Source organism: Desulfoferrobacter suflitae, assembly GCF_022603395.1.
GTDB classification, from domain to species: domain Bacteria; phylum Desulfobacterota; class Syntrophobacteria; order Syntrophobacterales; family Syntrophobacteraceae; genus Desulfoferrobacter; species Desulfoferrobacter suflitae.
On record NZ_JAIBKA010000007.1, the window covers coordinates 66,749 to 78,721 of the forward strand.

Here is an 11,973-nt window from a genome sequence, read left to right on the forward strand (position 1 = left end):
GCTTTATTCCTTTTTGGCAGAAGCAATGAGCTCGACTCGTCCCCCCGCCGCCTCAACTTTCTTGATGGCTGCGGCACTCGCCTTATGCACGTGAATGGTAACCGGGCGTGAAATTTCTCCCTCACCCAAAAGCTTGATGCCGTCCCGCAGTTTCCCGACAAGGCCGGCTCTAATCATTTGTTCGGGGCCAATTTCACCGTCTCCCTGCAGACGTTCCAGGTCAGTGATGTTGACAATGCTGTAAAACTTCTTGAACACATTGTTGAAGCCCCGTTTCGGCACGCGTCTCTGCAAAGGCATCTGGCCGCCTTCAAACCACGGCGGCACGCCTCCTCCCGAACGCGACTTCTGCCCTTTGGTTCCGCGCCCTGCGGTCTTACCAAGGCCGGAGCCACAGCCTCTGCCTACGCGTTTTTTTGCTTTTTTTGCTCCAGGAGCGGGAGCGAGATCGTCAAGTCTCATTAACAACCATCCTGTCAGATGAAGATGTGGAAAAGTCTAGAGTTCTTTTACCTCTACCAGGTGAATCACCTTACGGATAGCCCCAACAACGGCCGGGGTCCCGTAAAGGTTCACGCTCTTGTTCAGGCGGGTCAGTCCCAACGCCTGCAAGACTTTACGATGCTTTTCGGGACGACCAATCGGACTGCGAACCAACGTCACTTGAATGGGCTTGGACATGTCTGTTTCCTTCGTAGGGCCACGATGGCGATGAGCATCGGCCCAGGCTTGCTCGATGTAATCGAACCATCCCTCAGGCCTGCAGTTCGTGAACTTCACGCCCGCGGGTTTTTGCGACCTGTTCGATGCTGCGGAGCCTCTCGAGACCTTGGAGAGTCGCTTTGACGACATTGTGTGGATTACGTGAGCCGATGCATTTTGTCAGTATGTTGTGAATGCCGGCGGCTTCCATAATGGCACGTACAGCACCTCCAGCAATCACTCCGGTACCCGGCGAAGCCGGTTTGAGGACAACACTGGCAGATCCAAAACGTCCCAGGATTTCATGTGGTATCGTGCCGTTCACGATTGGCACGGCAAACATGCCCCGTTTAGCGGATTCAAGTCCCTTGCGGATGGCCTCGGGAACTTCATTGGCCTTGCCGAGACTGAAACCCACCCGGCCGTTGCCATCGCCCACGACCACAATGGCGCTAAAGGAAAAGCGCCGGCCGCCTTTAACCACCTTAGCGACCCGGCTTATGTGTACGACCTTGTCGATTAACTGAAGTTGGCTCGATTCAACTGTTACCAAAGCAATGTCTCCTTAGAAAATGTGAGGGCCAGTAGGTTAAAAATCCAGACCGGCTTTGCGCGCGGCATCGGCCAGTGCTCGGACGCGCCCATGATAGATGAACCCGTTGCGATCGAACACCACTTTGGAAACTCCCTTGGCTTGGGCCCTTTTTGCAATGAGTTCCCCGACACGTTCGGCCGCTCCAACTTTGCCCTTGGGAGGGTCCAATTCTCTATATTCCGGCGACTGTGTGGAGGCAGCAGCCAAGGTGACGCCCTGGACATCGTCAATGACCTGGGCGTAGATATGTTTCTCACTGCGAAAAACCGATAGACGCGGACGCTCGGCGGTACCCTCAAGCTTCTTGCGGATCCGCTTCTTGCGCTTTGCTCTTGCCACTTCACGCGGATTAGTTTTTAAGGCCATTTCTTCCCCTATGCGAAATACTAAATCCTATTTCTTGGAACCAGCCTTGCCGGCCTTGCGGTACACTCGTTCATCGCTGTAGCGAATGCCTTTGCCTTTGTAAGGTTCGACCGGACGCAGCGCACGGATGTCGGCTGCCGCCTGACCGATCAGTTCCTTATCGATGCCCTCCAGCCGAATTATGGTCTGCCGCTCAACCGCAGCGGCTATTCCCTCAGGCAGCTGGAATCTTACCGGATGCGCATAGCCCAGACTGAGATTCAATACATCGTTTTGCACATCCGCCCGATAACCGGTGCCATGAATCTCGAGCACTCTGGAAAAACCCTGGCTCACGCCGTGGACCATGTTGTACACCAGAGCCCGAGTCAGACCATGAAGCGCACGCGACTTCTGGCTATCGTCATTGCGTTTCACCTGAATGGTCTGTTCCCCGACTTCCACATCCATGAGGGACGACAAATTGCGAGTGAGGCTACCTTTGGGCCCTTTTACCGTCAGGAGCTGATCATTAAAGGAGACACTAACTCCTTGCGGAATTTGAATGGGCAACTTTCCCACACGTGACATACTTCTACTCCTCTACAACGAATCACGGCTTCTTGAGCTACGCTGGAGACGTCGAGAATACTTGTTTAGACCTTAAACCCTACCACACGGAGCAGAGCAGTTCTCCGCCAACACCATCCCTGCGGGCCTGGCGATCGGTCATGATGCCTTTCGAGGTAGACAAGATATTAATACCCAACCCGTTTAGAACTCGCGGAATCTCTTCATGACCTACGTACACCCGGCATCCGGGTCGACTCACCCGCTTCATGCCGGATATGGTATTTTCTCGATTTTCGCCGTATTTAAGATGAATGCGAATGATGCCTTGCCGATTATCCCTGATCAACTTGAAGTTCTTGATGTAACCCTCTTCCTTGAGGATGCGCGCCAAGCCGGCCTTCATCTTTGACGCAGGAATATCTAATTTGTCGAAACGGGCCTTTTGCGCGTTTCTGATGCGGGTCAAAAAATCAGCGATGGGATCCGTCATGACCATCTGGACTCACTCCTTTTAATACCCTTTCAATTACCAGCTTGATTTAATAACGCCAGGAAGCTCAGCATTCAAGGCCATGTTGCGAAAGCAGATGCGACAGATTCCAAATTTACGCAGAAACGCTCGCGGCCTGCCACATATGGGGCAACGATTGTAGGCTCTCACCTTGAATTTCGGGGAACGCTGTGCTTTTGCTATGAGCGACTTTTTTGCCAAAACAGCCTCCTTCAGAAGTTTCTAGCGAAATGGCATTCCCATGCGCGCAAGAAGCTCACGTGCTTCTTCGTCGCTTTCCGCCGTCGTTACGATGGTGATGTTCATCCCTTTGATTTTATCGATCTTGTCATAATCAATTTCAGGGAAAATGATTTGCTCTTTGATCCCCAGCGTGTAATTACCCCGCCCATCGAGGGCCTTGGGCGATACTCCCCGGAAGTCCCTGACTCGAGGCAGGGCAACATTGACCAGCTTGTCAAAGAATTCGTACATCCGCCTTCCCCGCAGAGTAACCATGCACCCGATGGGCATGCCCTTGCGCAGTTTAAACGCTGCAATGCTTTGCCGTGCACGTGTGACCACCGGCTTTTGTCCGCTTATGTGAGCCAGTTCCTCGGCAGCCGAATCCAGAATCTTGATGTTCTGTATGGCTTCGCCCAAGCCCATATTGAGAATGATTTTGCTCAACTTGGGAATTTGCATCGGGCTCTTGTATTTGAACTTTTCCGCCAACCCGGGAGCCACTTCCCGCTGATAGAATTCCTGCAACCGTGCCATAAAGAGCCTCCACTGCCCGCCTTTTCGATGGACGTTATTCGTCGATGACCTCGTTACACTTTTTGCAGTAACGCACCTTGCGGTTGTCTTCGAGAATCTTATAGCCCACCCGGGTCGGGTCGGTACATTTGGAACATAATAACATTAGGTTGGAAATATGAATGGGGGCCTCTCGCTCGAGTATGCCGCCTTGTCGGCTGTGGGCACCCGGGCGCATGTGACGCTTGACCATATTCAGCTTTTCCACGATGGCCCGATCCTTTTTGGGAACGATTCTGAGGACCTTGCCACTCTTCCCCTGTTCTTTTCCAGCGATCACCAGAACCGTATCGTTCTTCTTAATGTGGTATTTTTTTTGGCTTTTCATTGAGCAGACACTCCCCCCAATCCCGCTATATCACTTCGGGAGCCAGTGAGATGATTTTCATAAACTGTTTGGCGCGCAATTCTCGAGCCACAGGACCAAATATACGTGTTCCAATGGGCTCCCGTGCAGCGTTGATCAGTACCGCCGAATTGTCGTCGAATTTGATATAGGAGCCGTCGGGCCTGCGAACTTCTTTCTTGGTGCGCACCACGACAGCCTTCACCACATCGCCCTTCTTCACCTTGGCATTAGGTATCGCCTCTTTGACCGAGACCACAATGATGTCTCCGACCGTCGCGTAACGCCTGCGAGTCCCTCCCAGAACCTTAATGCAATAGAGCCGCTTTGCTCCAGAATTATCCGCAGCATTGAGTTGGGTTTCCGATTGAATCATGTTTTACTCCGTAACCGTGTTGGGCCGTCAAGCACAGCGCCTGGCGCGCAACCGGCCGATGCACTAAGTCCCTATACAGCCGCCCGTTCCACAATCTTCACGACCGTCCAGCGCTTGGTCTTGCTCAATGGCCGACTTTGCTCAATGAGTACGCGGTCTCCAATTTGACAACTGTTGTCGCTGTCGTGAGCCTTTAACTTGGAGCGCCGCTGGATGTATTTGCGGTACATGGGATGGGGCACAAGCCGCTCAATGGTGACCACCACAGTCTTGTCCATCTTATTGCTGATCACCGTGCCAAGGCGTACCTTCCTGTTCAATTTCTGTTGTTCCATATCCGTTGACCTCATGCCGCTCAGCCGCGATCCATATCACGCAAGACAGTCAAAGCACGCGCAATGTCTTTCCGCGTCTTGCCCAACTGGGCGGTATTTTCAAGCTGTCCGGTAGCGTGCTGAAAGTTAAGATTAAACTGTGCCTCTTGAAGTTCTTTCAACTTCTGAAGCAGTTCTTCTCTCGTCATTTCGCGAAAAGCACTCGCTTTCATAGTACGTCCTGCCTCGATACAAAACGCGTTGATACCGGGAGCTTATGAGACGCAAGGCGCAGAGCCTCTCTGGCGGTTGCCTCGGGAACTCCCTTGATCTCATAAAGGACCCGCCCGGGTTTGACGACGGCAACCCATGCTTCGGGTGAGCCCTTACCCTTACCCATGCGCGTTTCAGCTGGTTTCTTGGTGATCGACTTGTCCGGGAATATCCTTATCCAGACTTTGCCGCCCCGCTTGACATAACGCGTGATGGCAATACGCGCGGCTTCGATCTGTCTGGAAGTGACCCGTCCGCACTCCGTAGCCTTCAGACCGAAGTCGCCGAAACTTACGCTGCTGCCCCGGTAGGCGGCACCTCTCATGCGGCCCTTTTGCTGCTTGCGGTATTTGACTCGCTTTGGTGCTAACATTGAAACCTCTCCTATCTATCCCGATACCCGTCGGCCGCCGGCCACTCTGACAGCCCCCTGACGGCCTTCATGATTCGGTCGCCTTCCCGCCGCTGCAGTATGACCGGGAGAGTCAGGCCGAAACGGATGGGGTGGAGTCTCTGACTAGGGGAGAACCTCTCCCTTGAAAATCCAAACCTTCACGCCGATGATCCCGTAGGTGGTTTTGGCCAGCGCTGTGCCATAATCGATGTCGGCCCGCAGGGTGTGCAATGGAACTCTTCCTTCCCGGTACCACTCCCGTCTGGCCATTTCCGCTCCCCCCAGGCGCCCGGCGCAGGCAACCCGGATCCCCTTGGAACCGAATTTGAGCGCTGAACTGACCGCTCTCTTCATGGCTCGCCTGAAGGCAACGCGCCGCACGAGCTGCAGAGCAATGTTCTCACTAACCAGAGTAGCATCCAATTCGGGACGTCGAACTTCCTGAATGTCGATGAGAATTTCGCGTCTGAACTTCCGCTCAAGGTCTTTACGCAAGGCGTCTATTTCGGCACCCTTCTTGCCGATCACGATACCGGGGCGAGCCGTGTAGATGCGAATTTTCACCTTGTTGGCAGCCCGCTCGATCTCAATGCGAGCAATACCGGCATGAAACAGGCGCTCCTTGACGTAATCGCGAATTCGCCGGTCTTCCAGCACCAGCTTCGCATAATCCTTGGTGGCAAACCACTTGGAATCCCAAGTATTAATGACACCCAAACGGAATCCGATTGGATTTACCTTTTGTCCCAAACTTCACCTCCAGGTTTTGACTGACTGATTAGTTTCGAATGATCGAACAGTTCTCCAGCCGAATAAGTTGACACAGGCCTAGCCCACCGTACTGCTCCGCAACCGCGGCTACATTTCCGCCAGGACAACAGTCACATGCGATGTGCGCTTGAGAATTCGCGTGGCGCGCCCCATCGCCCGCGGGCGCCAACGCTTCAGGCGTGGCCCTTCATCCACCAGGATGGTCTTGACGAACAGGTTATCCACATCCATCATCTGTGTGCTCTCTGCATTGGCAATGGCAGAGCGCAATGTCTTGTTGACAAGGCGCGCACTCTTTTTGGGAGTGAATTTCAGGATGGTCAGTGCTTCATCAACCCCCTTGCCACGAACCAGATCGGCCACCAGACGCGCTTTGTGCGGAGAAACTCGCAAAAATCTGCTAACGGATTTGACTTCCATCATTTCTTCCCCTTAACTCTCGACTTTTTATCTCCAGCGTGTCCGTAAAACGTTCTCGTCGGTGCGAATTCGCCGAGCTTGTGCCCCACCATATTTTCACTGATGAAAACGGGGATGAACTTTTTACCGTTATGTACGGCGAGGGTTATTCCAACGAATTCCGGCACAATGGTGGACCTTCTTGACCAGGTCTTGATAACCTTCCTGTCGCCAGTGTCTCTAGCCCTGATGACTTTTTCCATCAGGTGATCATCAACGAACGGTCCTTTTTTTACTGAACGAGGCACCTTTTTCTCCTCCTAGCCATTATTTGCTTTTGCGACGGCGGATGATCAGCTTGCTGCTGTGCTTGCTCTTCCTGGTACGATATCCCTTGGTGGGGACACCCCAGGGCGTGCACGGATGGCGCCCACCGGAACTTCTTCCTTCGCCTCCACCCATGGGATGGTCAACGGGGTTCATGGCGACTCCCCGGACATGAGGTCTGCGACCGAGCCAGCGTTTGCGTCCCGCCTTGCCCAGGGACAGATTTTCATGATCGATGTTGCCCACCTGACCCACCGTGGCCTTGCATTCGATTGGAACCATGCGCATTTCCGTCGAGGGCATGCGCAAAATGGCGTACCTGCCTTCTTTGGCGATGAGCTGCGTCCCCACCCCGGCAGAACGGGCCAACTGCCCCCCCTTACCCGGCTTCATTTCAACGTTGTGCACCACCGTTCCCAGTGGGATATTCTGCAGCCGCAGGCAATTGCCCGGCTTGATGTCCGCATCGGCACTGGTGATGACCGCGTCACCCACGGAGAGGCCAACAGGCGCCAGAATATAACGTTTTTCACCATCAACGTAATGCAACAGAGCAATGTTGGCCGATCGATTGGGATCGTATTCGATACTGGCGACCTTCGCCGGAATGTTTTCCTTGTCCCGTTTGAAGTCGATCGTCCGGTAACGGCGTTTATGTCCACCGCCTCTGTGCCACACGGTTACCCGCCCGTAGCTGTTTCGTCCTCCGCTCTTTTTGAGCGGTTTCACCAGGCTCTTCTCAGGCTCACCGCGTGTAACTTCGTCGAATGTCGGATAGGTCTGAAATCGACGACCAGGAGACCTCGGATTGACTTTTTTGATACCCATCTGTGTCCTCTCCGTATTGCCAAAAGGGAGTGCTTATCACACGCCTTCGAAAAATTCCACCCGCTGGCCGGGCTTAATGGTGACGATGGCTTTTTTCCAATCCGGGTGCTTTGTCATGTGACGCCCAACCCGCTTGGTCTTCCCCTTCATGTTTACAGTCTGCACTCCCAACACATCCACCTTAAAGATCCGCTCGACAGCCTGCTTGATCTCGATCTTATTGGCCGAACGAGCCACCTCGAAAAACAGCTTGTTATGCAGATCCTTTTCAATGGTGCTCTTCTCGGTTATCAGAGGGCGTTTGAGAACTTTGTAGATTGTGTCACTCATGATCCTAATGACTCCTCTATCTTATCGATGGTCTCCCGAGTCATCAGCACGTCATGGTAGTTCAGCAGATCATAGACGTTCAGACCCTCGGAGCGTAACACCTTCACGCGGGGAAGATTACGCGCCGACTTCTCCACCTTTTCGTTCTGCGCGGGGATAACCACAAGCGTTTTATCAAGCTGCATCCGATCGAGCACGGCGGCGAAATCCTTGGTTTTGATGCGCTCCAGCGCGAGCTCGTCAAGCACTTTCAACTCCTGATCCAGGAGCTTTTGGGTCAGAGCCATCTTCAATGCCAGCTTGCGGACTTTTTTGGGCAGCTTGATCTCATAGGAGCGGGGCTGCGGACCGTGAATCGTTCCGCCACCGCGCCACAAGGGGGAACGGGAAGTGCCTGCGCGAGCTCGGCCTGAGCCCTTTTGCCGCCACGGCTTGCGCCCGCCGCCGGCAACCTCGCTGCGCCCCTTGACCTTAGCAGTGCCGGCTCGGCGTTTGGCCAGTTGGTAGAGCACCACCTGATGGAGAACGTGCGTGTTAACGGGAACGGCGAAAATTTCGTCCTTCAGGTTTAGCTGCCCCACGACTTCATGGTTCGTATTGTACAGATCCACAGTTGGCATGGTGATCCTCGAATTCTTCAGAAATATTCTTTTATGGCGCCGCCTACTAGCCGCGATTGGTCTTTCGAATGAAAACTATCCCGTTACTGGAGCCGGGAATGGCGCCTTTGATCAGCATCAAATTCTGTTCAGGACGAACGTCGACTATCTTCAGATTCATGGTCGTAATGCGCTTATTGCCTTTTTGCCCCGGCATTCGCTTGCCTTTGAGCACGCGCCCCGGGAAGGTCGCCATTCCTGTTGAGCCAGGTTCGCGAACATTCTTGCACCCGTGGGTGGAGGGACCGCGCTTAAAGCCCCAGCGCTTGATGGTGCCGGCAAAGCCCTTGCCCTTGCTGGTGCCGATCACATCGATGCGCTCGCCGATCTCAAAAAGCTCGGCTGATATCGCCTGACCCACCTGGTAGTCACCGGGCTGATCCGTGCGCACTTCCCGGAGCACCTGAAAATAGCCTTTGCCGGCCTTTTCCATGTGTCCTCGCAGCGGTTTGTTGATATTTTTGGCCTTGCGCGTACCGAAGCCGATTTGTAACGCCGAGTACCCGTCTCTTTCGGGGGTCTTCACCTGCGTGACGATACACGGACCCGCCTCGACAATGGTAACCGGAACCGCGCTGCCATCTTCTGCAAAAATCTGCGTCATGCCCAGTTTACGTCCAATAATTGCCTTCATGGTTATTTGCTCACTTTCACAGCAAAGGACATCCACCTAAAAGCTTAAAGCTTGATCTCGACGTCGACACCGGCGGACAGATCGAGTTTCATTAGCGAGTCAACCGTCTGTTGAGTAGGCTCCAGGATATCAATCAAGCGCTTGTGTACGCGGATTTCAAATTGTTCCCGGGACTTCTTATCAACGTGCGGTGATCGCAGGACGGTAAATTTTCGGATCTTGGTCGGCAGCGGAATCGGTCCCGCCACCCTTGCACCGGTCTTCTTTGCCGTGGCAACAATCTCACTGGTCGATTGATCCAGCAGCTTATGGTCGTACGCCTTTAAGCGGATGCGAATTCTCTGATTCGTCATCATCATATGCCGTTCCTATTCTCGAAGAGCTGGTCTTTTCAATTCAGGGCCGATCTGATCGATGCGCCCATCCATCATTCAATAATTTCAGTGATAACACCGGCGCCCACGGTGCGGCCGCCTTCACGGATTGCAAAGCGCAGCTCCTTTTCCAATGCAACCGGCGTGATCAAATGAACTTCCGTCGCAATGTTGTCCCCGGGCATCACCATCTCCACCCCCTCGGGCAACGTCATCACACCCGTCACATCCGTCGTGCGGAAGTAAAACTGCGGGCGGTATCCCGGAAAAAACGGCGTGTGACGCCCCCCTTCCTCCTTCTTCAAAACGTACACCTCCGCCTTGAACTTGGTGTGCGGCGTGATACTCCCCGGCTTCGCCACCACCTGCCCGCGCTCCACTTCGTCCCGCTTCACTCCGCGCAACAATACCCCTATGTTGTCTCCGGCCTGTCCCTGGTCGAGCGTCTTGCGAAACATCTCCACACCCGTACAAACCGTCTTGAAGGTCGGCTTGAATCCCACGATCTCCACTTCCTCGCCCACCTTGATCACGCCCCGCTCCGCTCGGCCCGTCACCACCGTCCCGCGACCACTGATGGAAAATACATCCTCGATCGGCATCAAAAACGGCTTGTCTATGTCACGCACCGGCTCCGGAATGTAGCCGTCAATCGCTCCCATCAACTCAAATATGCACGCCGCCTCGGCACTGTCCGGATCATCCGATTCCAACGCCTTCAGCGCCGATCCCTTCACGATGGGAATGTCATCCCCAGGGAAACCATACTTGCTCAGCAGCTCCCGAAGCTCCAGCTCCACCAGCTCGATCAACTCCGGATCGTCCACCATGTCTACCTTGTTCAAAAACACCACGATGTAGGGAACCCCGACCTGGCGGGATAAAAGTATGTGCTCGCGCGTCTGCGGCATCGGCCCGTCATCGGCCGCCACCACCAAAATGGCCCCGTCCATCTGCGCCGCACCCGTGATCATGTTCTTGATGTAGTCCGCGTGACCCGGGCAGTCCACGTGCGCATAATGCCGCGTGTCCGTCTCATACTCCACATGCGCCGTCGCAATCGTGATCCCACGCTCACGCTCCTCGGGCGCCTTGTCAATCGCATCAAACGGAATGAACTCCGCACGCCCACGCTTGGCCAACTGCTTCGTGATCGCAGCCGTCAACGTCGTCTTCCCATGATCGATGTGACCAATGGTCCCTACGTTCACATGAGGCTTCGTCCGCTCATACTTCTTCTTCGCCATCGTACTTCCTCCTCAAAATCCAAAAACTGATGGAGACTCTGCCTGTGCAACTTCCCCACTGTATCATCATTATGTATGCACTGCCCTGCAGGCGATAGACCCGTTGCGGTTCCCTGTCGCTCAGATCACCAGCGGTAATGCGCGAAAGCTTTATTCGCTTCGGCCATGCGATGGGTATCTTCCCGCTTTTTAACAGAGCCTCCACGGTTCTGAGCTGCATCTTGAAGCTCGCCGGCCAGTTTCTGGACCATGGTTTTTTCCGATCTGCCCTTGGAATAACCGATAATCCAACGCATGGCGAGAGCATCCCTGCGTTCTGAGCGAACTTCAACCGGCACCTGATAGGTAGCTCCACCGACTCGCCTGGACTTCACCTCGACGATGGGCCGCACGTTGTCAAGGGCCTTGTGGAACAATTCCAGTGGATCTTGTTTGCTACGCTGTTCAATCATCTCGAGCGCGCCGTAGAAAATCTGCTCTGCCAGGCTTTTTTTGCCCCGCCGCATGAGGTTGTTTATGAACTTAGCCGCCAGCCTGCTATTGTATTTGGGATCTGGCAGAACATCACGTTTGGGAACTTCTCTTCTTCTTGGCATCCGAACCCTCAACCTAGTGGATCAAAAAAGAACAAAAGAGAGGCCATGGCCTCGCTCTTCAGGCCATGGCCCCGAAGACATATGTAGCCACCCCTATTTGGGTCTCTTTGCACCATACTTGGAACGGCCCTGTTTGCGGTTGGCTACCCCCAGCGCATCCAGCGTGCCCCGGATGATATGATAGCGCACACCAGGCAAATCCTTTACACGGCCGCCACGGATCAGGACTACTGAGTGCTCCTGCAGGTTATGGCCAATCCCGGGAATATACGATGTGACCTCGATGCCGTTAGTCAAACGGACACGGGCAATCTTGCGCAACGCCGAGTTAGGCTTTTTGGGAGTCGTCGTATAAACTCTCACGCACACCCCCCGCTTTTGCGGACAATTTTGCAGGGCAGGCGTACTCGACTTTTTGCCGACTTCCTGTCTCCCCTTTCGAACCAACTGGTTAATAGTGGGCATGTCTGTTTTTCTCCACTTGCTGCATAATCCCTTGACAAAGGGTGTTATCTATCTAGCTCCATAACTTTCAAATCCGCTCTTTTTAATCCGACTAAAAATCTTTGTCAAGAGCTTTT

The 11,973-nt window shown here is 54.0% G+C and carries 24 protein-coding genes; all 24 read right to left on the bottom strand.

Annotation, left to right across the window (positions count from 1 at the left end; translation table 11 throughout):
- Nucleotides 1-3: 3 nt before the first annotated feature.
- Nucleotides 4-462 carry a 50S ribosomal protein L15 gene (gene rplO, locus K1V27_RS13300; RefSeq protein WP_258930516.1) on the bottom strand — a complete coding sequence of 153 codons (459 nt, stop codon included), beginning with the start codon at nucleotides 460-462 and terminating at the stop codon, nucleotides 4-6.
- A 36-nt stretch (nucleotides 463-498) separates the two neighbouring features.
- Nucleotides 499-681: a 50S ribosomal protein L30 gene (rpmD, locus tag K1V27_RS13305; protein ID WP_258930517.1), complete on the bottom strand. Its 183-nt coding sequence runs from the start codon at nucleotides 679-681 to the stop codon at nucleotides 499-501.
- 73 nt (nucleotides 682-754) lie between these two features.
- Nucleotides 755-1,261, bottom strand: a complete 507-nt coding sequence (rpsE, locus tag K1V27_RS13310) for a 30S ribosomal protein S5 (RefSeq protein WP_435051669.1) — start codon at nucleotides 1,259-1,261, stop codon at nucleotides 755-757.
- A 30-nt stretch (nucleotides 1,262-1,291) separates the two neighbouring features.
- Entirely contained in the window at nucleotides 1,292-1,663 is a 372-nt protein-coding gene (rplR, locus tag K1V27_RS13315) for a 50S ribosomal protein L18 (RefSeq protein WP_258930519.1), read from the bottom strand.
- A gap of 27 nt (nucleotides 1,664-1,690) precedes the next feature.
- Entirely contained in the window at nucleotides 1,691-2,233 is a 543-nt protein-coding gene (gene rplF, locus K1V27_RS13320) for a 50S ribosomal protein L6 (protein ID WP_258930520.1), read from the bottom strand.
- 79 nt (nucleotides 2,234-2,312) lie between these two features.
- Nucleotides 2,313-2,711 carry a 30S ribosomal protein S8 gene (gene rpsH / locus K1V27_RS13325; RefSeq protein ID WP_258930521.1) on the bottom strand — a complete coding sequence of 133 codons (399 nt, stop codon included), beginning with the start codon at nucleotides 2,709-2,711 and terminating at the stop codon, nucleotides 2,313-2,315.
- A 30-nt stretch (nucleotides 2,712-2,741) separates the two neighbouring features.
- The gene (locus tag K1V27_RS13330; protein ID WP_258930522.1) at nucleotides 2,742-2,927 is read right to left on the bottom strand and encodes a type Z 30S ribosomal protein S14; all 186 of its coding nucleotides are present in this window, start codon (nucleotides 2,925-2,927) and stop codon (nucleotides 2,742-2,744) included.
- A 21-nt stretch (nucleotides 2,928-2,948) separates the two neighbouring features.
- Nucleotides 2,949-3,485 (bottom strand): 50S ribosomal protein L5, encoded by a 537-nt coding sequence (gene rplE, locus K1V27_RS13335; RefSeq protein ID WP_258930523.1) that lies wholly within the window; start codon nucleotides 3,483-3,485, stop codon nucleotides 2,949-2,951.
- Nucleotides 3,486-3,519: 34 nt separating this feature from the next.
- Nucleotides 3,520-3,852, bottom strand: coding sequence for a 50S ribosomal protein L24 (gene rplX, locus K1V27_RS13340; RefSeq protein WP_258930524.1), 333 nt, complete (start codon nucleotides 3,850-3,852; stop codon nucleotides 3,520-3,522).
- A 25-nt stretch (nucleotides 3,853-3,877) separates the two neighbouring features.
- Nucleotides 3,878-4,246 (bottom strand): 50S ribosomal protein L14, encoded by a 369-nt coding sequence (gene rplN / locus K1V27_RS13345; RefSeq protein ID WP_258930525.1) that lies wholly within the window; start codon nucleotides 4,244-4,246, stop codon nucleotides 3,878-3,880.
- Nucleotides 4,247-4,317: 71 nt separating this feature from the next.
- The gene (gene rpsQ, locus K1V27_RS13350; protein WP_353740578.1) at nucleotides 4,318-4,581 is read right to left on the bottom strand and encodes a 30S ribosomal protein S17; all 264 of its coding nucleotides are present in this window, start codon (nucleotides 4,579-4,581) and stop codon (nucleotides 4,318-4,320) included.
- A 20-nt stretch (nucleotides 4,582-4,601) separates the two neighbouring features.
- Complete coding sequence (gene rpmC, locus K1V27_RS13355) at nucleotides 4,602-4,793, bottom strand: 50S ribosomal protein L29 (RefSeq protein ID WP_258930527.1); 192 nt, start codon at nucleotides 4,791-4,793, stop codon at nucleotides 4,602-4,604.
- Nucleotides 4,790-5,206, bottom strand: coding sequence for a 50S ribosomal protein L16 (rplP, locus tag K1V27_RS13360; RefSeq protein WP_258930528.1), 417 nt, complete (start codon nucleotides 5,204-5,206; stop codon nucleotides 4,790-4,792). Before rplP ends, rpmC begins: the two co-directional genes overlap by 4 nt.
- Nucleotides 5,207-5,350: 144 nt before the next feature.
- The gene (gene rpsC, locus K1V27_RS13365; RefSeq protein WP_258930529.1) at nucleotides 5,351-5,977 is read right to left on the bottom strand and encodes a 30S ribosomal protein S3; all 627 of its coding nucleotides are present in this window, start codon (nucleotides 5,975-5,977) and stop codon (nucleotides 5,351-5,353) included.
- Between the two features lie 108 nt (nucleotides 5,978-6,085).
- A complete protein-coding gene (rplV, locus tag K1V27_RS13370) occupies nucleotides 6,086-6,418 on the bottom strand; it encodes a 50S ribosomal protein L22 (RefSeq protein ID WP_258930730.1) in 333 nt (110 codons plus the stop codon).
- Nucleotides 6,418-6,705 carry a 30S ribosomal protein S19 gene (gene rpsS, locus K1V27_RS13375; protein ID WP_258930531.1) on the bottom strand — a complete coding sequence of 96 codons (288 nt, stop codon included), beginning with the start codon at nucleotides 6,703-6,705 and terminating at the stop codon, nucleotides 6,418-6,420. The genes rplV and rpsS overlap by 1 nt, the downstream gene beginning before the upstream one ends.
- A gap of 19 nt (nucleotides 6,706-6,724) precedes the next feature.
- Nucleotides 6,725-7,552: a 50S ribosomal protein L2 gene (rplB, locus tag K1V27_RS13380; protein WP_258930532.1), complete on the bottom strand. Its 828-nt coding sequence runs from the start codon at nucleotides 7,550-7,552 to the stop codon at nucleotides 6,725-6,727.
- 36 nt (nucleotides 7,553-7,588) lie between these two features.
- The gene (locus K1V27_RS13385; RefSeq protein ID WP_258930534.1) at nucleotides 7,589-7,882 is read right to left on the bottom strand and encodes a 50S ribosomal protein L23; all 294 of its coding nucleotides are present in this window, start codon (nucleotides 7,880-7,882) and stop codon (nucleotides 7,589-7,591) included.
- A complete protein-coding gene (rplD, locus tag K1V27_RS13390) occupies nucleotides 7,879-8,502 on the bottom strand; it encodes a 50S ribosomal protein L4 (protein ID WP_258930535.1) in 624 nt (207 codons plus the stop codon). The genes K1V27_RS13385 and rplD overlap by 4 nt, the downstream gene beginning before the upstream one ends.
- A gap of 46 nt (nucleotides 8,503-8,548) precedes the next feature.
- Entirely contained in the window at nucleotides 8,549-9,175 is a 627-nt protein-coding gene (gene rplC / locus K1V27_RS13395) for a 50S ribosomal protein L3 (RefSeq protein WP_258930536.1), read from the bottom strand.
- Between the two features lie 44 nt (nucleotides 9,176-9,219).
- Nucleotides 9,220-9,528 carry a 30S ribosomal protein S10 gene (gene rpsJ / locus K1V27_RS13400; RefSeq protein WP_258930731.1) on the bottom strand — a complete coding sequence of 103 codons (309 nt, stop codon included), beginning with the start codon at nucleotides 9,526-9,528 and terminating at the stop codon, nucleotides 9,220-9,222.
- A 74-nt stretch (nucleotides 9,529-9,602) separates the two neighbouring features.
- Complete coding sequence (gene tuf / locus K1V27_RS13405; protein WP_258930537.1) at nucleotides 9,603-10,796, bottom strand: elongation factor Tu; 1,194 nt, start codon at nucleotides 10,794-10,796, stop codon at nucleotides 9,603-9,605.
- 125 nt (nucleotides 10,797-10,921) lie between these two features.
- Nucleotides 10,922-11,392 (bottom strand): 30S ribosomal protein S7, encoded by a 471-nt coding sequence (gene rpsG / locus K1V27_RS13410; protein ID WP_258930538.1) that lies wholly within the window; start codon nucleotides 11,390-11,392, stop codon nucleotides 10,922-10,924.
- 93 nt (nucleotides 11,393-11,485) lie between these two features.
- Nucleotides 11,486-11,857: a 30S ribosomal protein S12 gene (rpsL, locus tag K1V27_RS13415; protein WP_258930539.1), complete on the bottom strand. Its 372-nt coding sequence runs from the start codon at nucleotides 11,855-11,857 to the stop codon at nucleotides 11,486-11,488.
- Between the last annotated feature and the right edge of the window lie 116 nt (nucleotides 11,858-11,973).

What these genes read in the sequence shown, in the direction of transcription:
- rplO (WP_258930516.1), bottom strand. Translation starts at nt 462, where the DNA reads ATGAGACTTGACGATCTCGCTCCCGCTCCTGGAGCAAAAAAAGCAAAA.
- rpmD (WP_258930517.1), bottom strand. Translation starts at nt 681, where the DNA reads ATGTCCAAGCCCATTCAAGTGACGTTGGTTCGCAGTCCGATTGGTCGT.
- rplR (WP_258930519.1), bottom strand. Translation starts at nt 1,663, where the DNA reads ATGGCCTTAAAAACTAATCCGCGTGAAGTGGCAAGAGCAAAGCGCAAG.
- rplF (WP_258930520.1), bottom strand. Translation starts at nt 2,233, where the DNA reads ATGTCACGTGTGGGAAAGTTGCCCATTCAAATTCCGCAAGGAGTTAGT.
- rpsH (WP_258930521.1), bottom strand. Translation starts at nt 2,711, where the DNA reads ATGGTCATGACGGATCCCATCGCTGATTTTTTGACCCGCATCAGAAAC.
- rplE (WP_258930523.1), bottom strand. Translation starts at nt 3,485, where the DNA reads ATGGCACGGTTGCAGGAATTCTATCAGCGGGAAGTGGCTCCCGGGTTG.
- rplX (WP_258930524.1), bottom strand. Translation starts at nt 3,852, where the DNA reads ATGAAAAGCCAAAAAAAATACCACATTAAGAAGAACGATACGGTTCTG.
- rplN (WP_258930525.1), bottom strand. Translation starts at nt 4,246, where the DNA reads ATGATTCAATCGGAAACCCAACTCAATGCTGCGGATAATTCTGGAGCA.
- rpsQ (WP_353740578.1), bottom strand. Translation starts at nt 4,581, where the DNA reads ATGGAACAACAGAAATTGAACAGGAAGGTACGCCTTGGCACGGTGATC.
- rpmC (WP_258930527.1), bottom strand. Translation starts at nt 4,793, where the DNA reads ATGAAAGCGAGTGCTTTTCGCGAAATGACGAGAGAAGAACTGCTTCAG.
- rplP (WP_258930528.1), bottom strand. Translation starts at nt 5,206, where the DNA reads ATGTTAGCACCAAAGCGAGTCAAATACCGCAAGCAGCAAAAGGGCCGC.
- rplV (WP_258930730.1), bottom strand. Translation starts at nt 6,418, where the DNA reads ATGGAAGTCAAATCCGTTAGCAGATTTTTGCGAGTTTCTCCGCACAAA.
- rplB (WP_258930532.1), bottom strand. Translation starts at nt 7,552, where the DNA reads ATGGGTATCAAAAAAGTCAATCCGAGGTCTCCTGGTCGTCGATTTCAG.
- K1V27_RS13385 (WP_258930534.1), bottom strand. Translation starts at nt 7,882, where the DNA reads ATGAGTGACACAATCTACAAAGTTCTCAAACGCCCTCTGATAACCGAG.
- rplD (WP_258930535.1), bottom strand. Translation starts at nt 8,502, where the DNA reads ATGCCAACTGTGGATCTGTACAATACGAACCATGAAGTCGTGGGGCAG.
- rplC (WP_258930536.1), bottom strand. Translation starts at nt 9,175, where the DNA reads ATGAAGGCAATTATTGGACGTAAACTGGGCATGACGCAGATTTTTGCA.
- rpsJ (WP_258930731.1), bottom strand. Translation starts at nt 9,528, where the DNA reads ATGACGAATCAGAGAATTCGCATCCGCTTAAAGGCGTACGACCATAAG.
- tuf (WP_258930537.1), bottom strand. Translation starts at nt 10,796, where the DNA reads ATGGCGAAGAAGAAGTATGAGCGGACGAAGCCTCATGTGAACGTAGGG.
- rpsG (WP_258930538.1), bottom strand. Translation starts at nt 11,392, where the DNA reads ATGCCAAGAAGAAGAGAAGTTCCCAAACGTGATGTTCTGCCAGATCCC.
- rpsL (WP_258930539.1), bottom strand. Translation starts at nt 11,857, where the DNA reads ATGCCCACTATTAACCAGTTGGTTCGAAAGGGGAGACAGGAAGTCGGC.